The sequence below is a fragment of the Rhizobium aethiopicum genome, assembly GCF_014197535.1.
In the GTDB taxonomy this organism is placed as follows: domain Bacteria; phylum Pseudomonadota; class Alphaproteobacteria; order Rhizobiales; family Rhizobiaceae; genus Rhizobium; species Rhizobium aethiopicum_A.
In genome coordinates this window covers 206,418-212,536 of the sequence record NZ_JACIFV010000008.1, presented here as the reverse complement: position 1 = coordinate 212,536, position 6,119 = coordinate 206,418, and the positions used below count along the sequence as shown (strand labels likewise).

General features: G+C 59.9%; 5 protein-coding genes. 1 reads left to right on the top strand and 4 read right to left on the bottom strand.

The features are described from left to right. Positions 1–293 precede the first annotated feature (293 nt). From GGD53_RS14215 to GGD53_RS14200, 4 genes are all read right to left on the bottom strand, one after another. Positions 294–1,067, bottom strand: coding sequence for an amino acid ABC transporter ATP-binding protein (locus tag GGD53_RS14215; RefSeq protein ID WP_038688615.1), 774 nt, complete (start codon positions 1,065–1,067; stop codon positions 294–296). Positions 1,068–1,084: 17 nt separating this feature from the next. After that, entirely contained in the window at positions 1,085–2,230 is a 1,146-nt protein-coding gene (locus GGD53_RS14210) for an amino acid ABC transporter permease (protein ID WP_184456958.1), read from the bottom strand. 1 nt (position 2,231) lies between these two features. Continuing rightward, a complete protein-coding gene (locus tag GGD53_RS14205) occupies positions 2,232–3,434 on the bottom strand; it encodes an amino acid ABC transporter permease (protein WP_184456956.1) in 1,203 nt (400 codons plus the stop codon). A 94-nt stretch (positions 3,435–3,528) separates the two neighbouring features. Beyond that, positions 3,529–4,554 (bottom strand): amino acid ABC transporter substrate-binding protein, encoded by a 1,026-nt coding sequence (locus tag GGD53_RS14200; RefSeq protein WP_184456954.1) that lies wholly within the window; start codon positions 4,552–4,554, stop codon positions 3,529–3,531. Positions 4,555–4,900: 346 nt separating this feature from the next. Between GGD53_RS14200 and GGD53_RS14195 the strand changes: the two genes are divergently transcribed. Then, entirely contained in the window at positions 4,901–6,091 is a 1,191-nt protein-coding gene (locus tag GGD53_RS14195) for a cystathionine beta-lyase (RefSeq protein WP_184456952.1), read from the top strand. Positions 6,092–6,119: the final 28 nt, after the last annotated feature.

Genomic DNA, 6,119 nt, shown 5'->3' with positions numbered 1-6,119 from the left:
ATGAATGTTCATTCGCGGCGATCCCTCCGACTCGAGATGTGGTAGCTCCAGTCTCCTCGATCCGCTCCGAATGGACAACCTCCCGAAAGCTCACATCTAGGCATGGCCGAGACCGCGCCAGCGTGGCGGCCTCTCAATGAACCAATCCAGGAGATCGGCCCGCACTCGGGCGGCGGCGATTCCGGTCCTGCTGCCGGTATCTGCAATCTGTTACAGGCCGCCGCCCGCTGAACATGAAAGACCCGCCGAACCCAAAGGGTGCGGCGAGTCTTCAACAAGTTCAGCGTTCGGGGTCAGTGCAGGATCTGGCTGAGGAACAGCTTGGTGCGCTCGTGCTGCGGATTGTCGAAGAATTCGGCCGGCGAATTCTGCTCGACGATCTGCCCCTGATCCATGAAGATGACGCGGTTGGCGACTTGGCGCGCAAAACCCATTTCGTGGGTGACGCAGAGCATGGTCATTCCTTCTTCCGCGAGGCCGACCATAGTGTCGAGCACTTCCTTGATCATTTCCGGATCGAGTGCCGAAGTCGGCTCGTCGAACAACATGATCTTCGGGTTCATGCAGAGCGACCGGGCGATGGCCACGCGCTGCTGCTGACCGCCGGAAAGCTGGCCCGGATATTTATTGGCCTGTTCGGGGATCTTGACCCGCTTCAGGAAGTGCATGGCGATTTCTTCCGCCTGCTTCTTCGGCATCTTGCGCACCCAGATCGGCGCCAGCGTGCAATTTTCGAGGATCGTCAAGTGCGGGAAGAGGTTGAAGTGCTGGAACACCATGCCGACCTCGCGGCGCACCTCGTCGATCTTCTTCAGATCGTTGGTGAGCTCGGTGCCGTCGACGATGATCTGGCCCTTCTGGTGCTCTTCCAACCGATTGATGCAACGGATCATCGTGGATTTGCCCGAGCCGGACGGGCCGGCGATGACGATGCGCTCGCCGCGCATGACCTTCAGGTTGATGTCGCGCAGCACGTGGAAATCGCCGTACCACTTGTTCATGTTGATGATTTCGATCGCCACTTCCGTTGCGGAAACGGTGAGCTTCTTCGCTGGAGCTTCAGCCATGATTATTTCCCTCATTCTTATCGTTTGTGGCCGGTGTCGAGGTGACGTTCGATGAATGCTGAATAGCGCGACATGCCGAAGCAGAAAAGCCAGAAGGCGAAGCCGGCGAATATCAGCCCCGTCAGCGGCGTTACTGCGGTTGCCCAGTTCGGATCGACGAAGTTAAGGCGAACGATGCCGAGAAGGTCGAACATGCTGATGATCGATACCAGCGAGGTGTCCTTGAACATGCCGATGAAGGTGTTGACGATGCCAGGAATCACCAGCTTGATTGCCTGCGGCATGATCACCAACCGCATCTTCTGCCAGTAGCCCAGCCCGAGCGAATCCGCCCCCTCGAACTGGCCCTTGGGAATAGCCTGCAGGCCGCCGCGGATGACTTCCGCCATATAGGCGGAGGCGAAGATCGATACCCCGATGATAGCGCGCAGGAGCTTGTCTACCGTCCAGCCGGCCGGCAGGAAAAGCGGCAGCATGACGCTCGCCATGAACAGGACCGTAATCAGCGGCACGCCGCGGACGACTTCGATGAAAACGACGCAGAACGTGCGGATGACCGGCATCTGCGAGCGCCTTCCGAGCGCCAGGATGATGCCAAGCGGGAAGGAGACGGCGATGCCGACGAAAGAGAGCACCAGCGTCACCAGCAGCCCGCCCCAGAGTGGGGTCTCGACGATTTCCAGGCCAAATCCGCCGTAAAGCAGAAAGAAGGAAACAATCGGCAGCACGCCGAAGAGCAGGAGGGCGTTGATGCCCTTACGCGGCGCCGAAGGGATGAGCATCGGCACTAATAGGAGTACGAAAAGAATGCCGACCAGCGTCGGGCGCCAGCGCTCGTCGAGCGGATAACGTCCAAAGATGAACTGGTCGAATTTGGCACTGACGAAGGCCCAGCATGCACCGCTCCAGCCATCCGGCTGGATGCCACCCTGTACGGCAGTGGCGCAGAAGGTGCGGTCCGGGCCGCTCCAAACCGCCTGCACGAAGAGCCAGTCGAGCGCGTGCAGGAGGGCCCAAACGACAAAGACCAGCGCCAGGACGGTTAGGACGATGTCCTTGGGCGTCGCAAGCAGGTTACGGCGAATCCAAGCAACCGGGCCTTTCTCTGCCGAGGGCGGCGGTTCCGGCGCCAGTATGGCGGTTCTGACGAAAGCGTTGCTCATCTTACCTCTCCACCAGCGCCATCTTGGCATTGAACCAGTTCATCAACAGCGAAGTTACGACACTGAGGCTGAGGTAAATGACCATCCAGATGAGGATCACCTCGACAGCCTGACCGGTCTGGTTCAGCGTCGTGCTGCCGACGGCGACGAGATCGGCAAAACCGATGGCGATCGCCAGCGACGAGTTCTTGGTCAGATTGAGGTACTGGCTGCTCAGCGGCGGAATGATGATGCGGAAGGCCTGCGGAATGACGACCAGCCGGGTGATCGACGAGGGGTGAAGACCGAGTGCGCCTGCCGCTTCCGTCTGTCCCTTCGGCACGCCGCGAATGCCCGCGCGCACGATCTCGGCGATGAAGGCAGCGGTGTAGAAGGAAAGCGCCAGGAAGAGCGACATGAATTCCGGCCCGACGACGGAGCCGCCGGTGAGGTTGAATTTGCCCGCGATCGGATAATCGAAGGAAAGCGGCGCGCCTGCGACCAGGAAGACGATCAACGGTAGGCCGATCAGCAGGCCGATCGAAGCCCAGATCGTATGGAACGGCTGGCCTGTCGCTGCCTGCCGGCGATGCGCCCATCGGGCCGTGACGATAACGGCGATGATCGCGACGACCAAGGCGACGCCGACGAGCCAGAAAGTCTCGCCGAAAATCGGCTTGGGGAAGGAAAGCCCACGGTTGTTCAGATACGCCCCGAGCGGCAGATGCAGTGACTCGCGCGCATTAGGCAGAACCGCCAGAACACCCGAATACCAGAAGAAGATGACAAGCAGCGGCGGGATATTGCGGAAGACTTCGACATAAACCGTGCACAGTTTGGCAATCAACCAGTTCCGTGAAAGGCGGCCGATGCCGATGATGAAGCCGATGATGGTGGCGGTGATGATGCCGGTGATGGCGATCAGCAACGTGTTCAAAAAGCCGACCAGCAGCGCGCGGCCGTAGGTCGAATCGCTTGAATAGGCAATCAGCGACTGACCGACCTCGAAGCCGGCACGGCCGTTCAGAAAACCGAAGCCCGACGCGATGTTAGCGCGCGCCAGATTGACGGCAGTGTTGTGCGCAACCCACCAGACGAAGACGACCAGCAGGACGATGGTGAGAACCTGGAAGAAAATGCCCCGAATTGTCGGGTCGTAGAGGGCGGACTGAAAGCTCCAGCCGCTCCTGGATATACGTGTTGAATCCAAAGCCTGATGCGTCATGCTTGGCCAATTCCCCATTATGCTCCTTTTCGGAGCTTTTTTATTGGAGGGGAAAGGCGGTCGCCCGCCTTTCCGACTTCATGCGTGATGCCGCTCAGCGAACCGGCGGAGCGTACTGGATGCCACCCTTGTTCCACAGGGCGTTGAGGCCGCGCGCAATCTTGAGCGGGCTGCCCTGGCCGATGTTGCGCTCGAAGACTTCGCCGTAATTGCCGACGTTCTTGACGATATTGTAAGCCCAGTCGTTGGTCAGGCCGAGATCGGTGCCGATCTTGGTATCCGCCTCGACGCCGAGGAAACGCTTGATGTCAGGGTTCGGCGAGTTCTTCATGTCGTCGACATTGGCCTGGGTGATGCCGAACTCTTCAGCATTGATCATGGCATAGCCGACCCAGCTGACGATATCGAACCACTGGTCGTCACCCTGACGAACGGCCGGGGCGAGCGGTTCCTTGGAGATGATTTCCGGCAGAATCGCGTGTTCGTCCGGGTTCTTCAGCGTCAGGCGCAGCGAATAGAGACCGGACTGGTCGGTGGTGTAGACGTCGCAACGGCCGGCATCATAGGCGGCGTTGACCTCGTCCAGCTTTTCGAAGACGACCGGATTGTACTGAAGGTTGTTCGCCTTGAAATAGTCGGCGAGGTTGAGCTCGGTGGTCGTGCCCGACTGGACGCACACGGACGCGCCGGAGAGTTCCAATGCCGACTTCACGTTGAGGCTCTTGCGGACCATGAAGCCCTGGCCGTCATAATAGTTGACGAAACGGAAGTTCAGGCCGAGTGCCGTATCGCGGTTGATCGACCAGGTCGTATTGCGGGCGAGGACGTCGATTTCACCCGACTGCAGGGCAGGGAAGCGATTGGCGGCGCTGAGCGGCGTGAACTTCACCTTGGTGGGGTCGCCGAACACGGCAGAAGCGACGGCCTTGCAGAAGTCGACGTCGAAGCCCGCCCAATTGCCGGAAGCGTCAGGCGCGGCGAAGCCGGCGAGACCGGTGTTGACGCCGCACTGAATGAAACCCTTTGCCTTTACATCGCCGAGTGTGGTGGCCGAAGCAGCCGAGGTGCCAAGAGCGAAAACTGCTGCGCCGATCGCGGCGGACAGAAGCTTGTTCTTCATTTTTTTCCCAACCTTTTCCGTTGTATTATTTCTTGCGGGGCGTTCCGGCGGAAAAAACTCTGCCACCCCCATCGTCTCGACACCCTCCCGGCGCGAGTACCCTATCACAGTCGCAAATGTCACCATGGTCAAGTGTCGCCATCAATAATTGCGGCAAAATTCAGCATTTTGCCGGATTGCGCCACATTCGAAGGCGGTTGGCTAGGAAATGAGCGCCCAATTGCGGAAAAATAACGCGAATTTGGAAAAACCTAGCGACTGCGGTCCTCTCTTCGAGGGGTTGACCGGACCGGTCGAGGCGTCCAAAAGTCTGGTTTTGCGCCCCTCGCCAAAGGCTATTTCCCACATGAAAGACAAAGACAGCTTGCTGCAGACCGCCGGCATCAATACCCGCCTGACCCATATCGGCAACGACCCCTTCGACTATCACGGCTTCGTCAATCCGCCGGTCGTGCATGCCTCGACGGTGCTGTTTCCGAACGCGGCGACGATGGACAAGCGCTCGCAGAAATACACCTATGGAACGCGCGGTACGCCGACGACGGACGCGCTCTGCGAGGCGATCGATGCGCTCGAAGGTTCGGCCGGCACGATCCTCGTTCCCTCGGGGCTGGCGGCCGTCACCATTCCGTTCCTGGGCTTCGCAGCCGCCGGCGATCACGCACTCGTCGTCGATTCGGTTTATGGCCCGACCCGCCATTTCTGCGATACGATGCTGAAGCGGCTCGGTGTCGAGGTGGAATATTATGATCCGGCGATCGGCGCCGGCATCGAGGCGCTGTTCCGGCCGAACACCAGGCTCGTCCATACCGAGGCTCCAGGCTCCAATACCTTCGAAATGCAGGATATTCCGGCGATCGCGGCGGTCGCCCATCGCCATGGCGCCGTCGTCATGATGGACAATACCTGGGCGACGCCGCTCTATTTCAGGCCGCTCGATCACGGCGTCGACATCTCCATCCATGCAGCGACCAAATATCCATCCGGTCATTCCGACATCCTGCTCGGAACGGTGTCGGCCAATGCCGCGCACTGGGAGCGGCTGAAGGAGGCGAACGGCGTGCTCGGCATCTGTGGCGCGCCCGACGATGCTTATCAGATCCTGCGCGGATTGCGCAGCATGGGCCTGCGCCTCGAGCGCCATTATCAAAGCGCGCTTGATATCGCCGAGTGGCTGGAGGGCAGGGAGGATGTCGCCCGGGTGCTGCATCCGGCGCTGCCGAGTTTCCCCTCTCACAATATCTGGAAGCGCGATTTTACGGGCGCAAGCGGTATCTTTTCCTTCGTGCTTGCCGCGGAGAGCCCCGAGAAATTCAAGACAAAGGCACATGCTTTCCTCGACGCGCTCAGCATTTTCGGTCTCGGCTATTCCTGGGGAGGCTTTGAAAGCCTCGCGCTACAGGCCAATCTGAACGACCGCAAGGTCGCCAAGGCGCCGAAGGAGGGGCCGGTCATCCGCCTGCAGATCGGCCTAGAAGATGTGGCCGACCTCAAGGCCGATATCGAACGGGGTTTTGCGGCGGCAAGCGCCGTCTGAGCAGTTGCGGCTAAAGCATGTCGCGCAA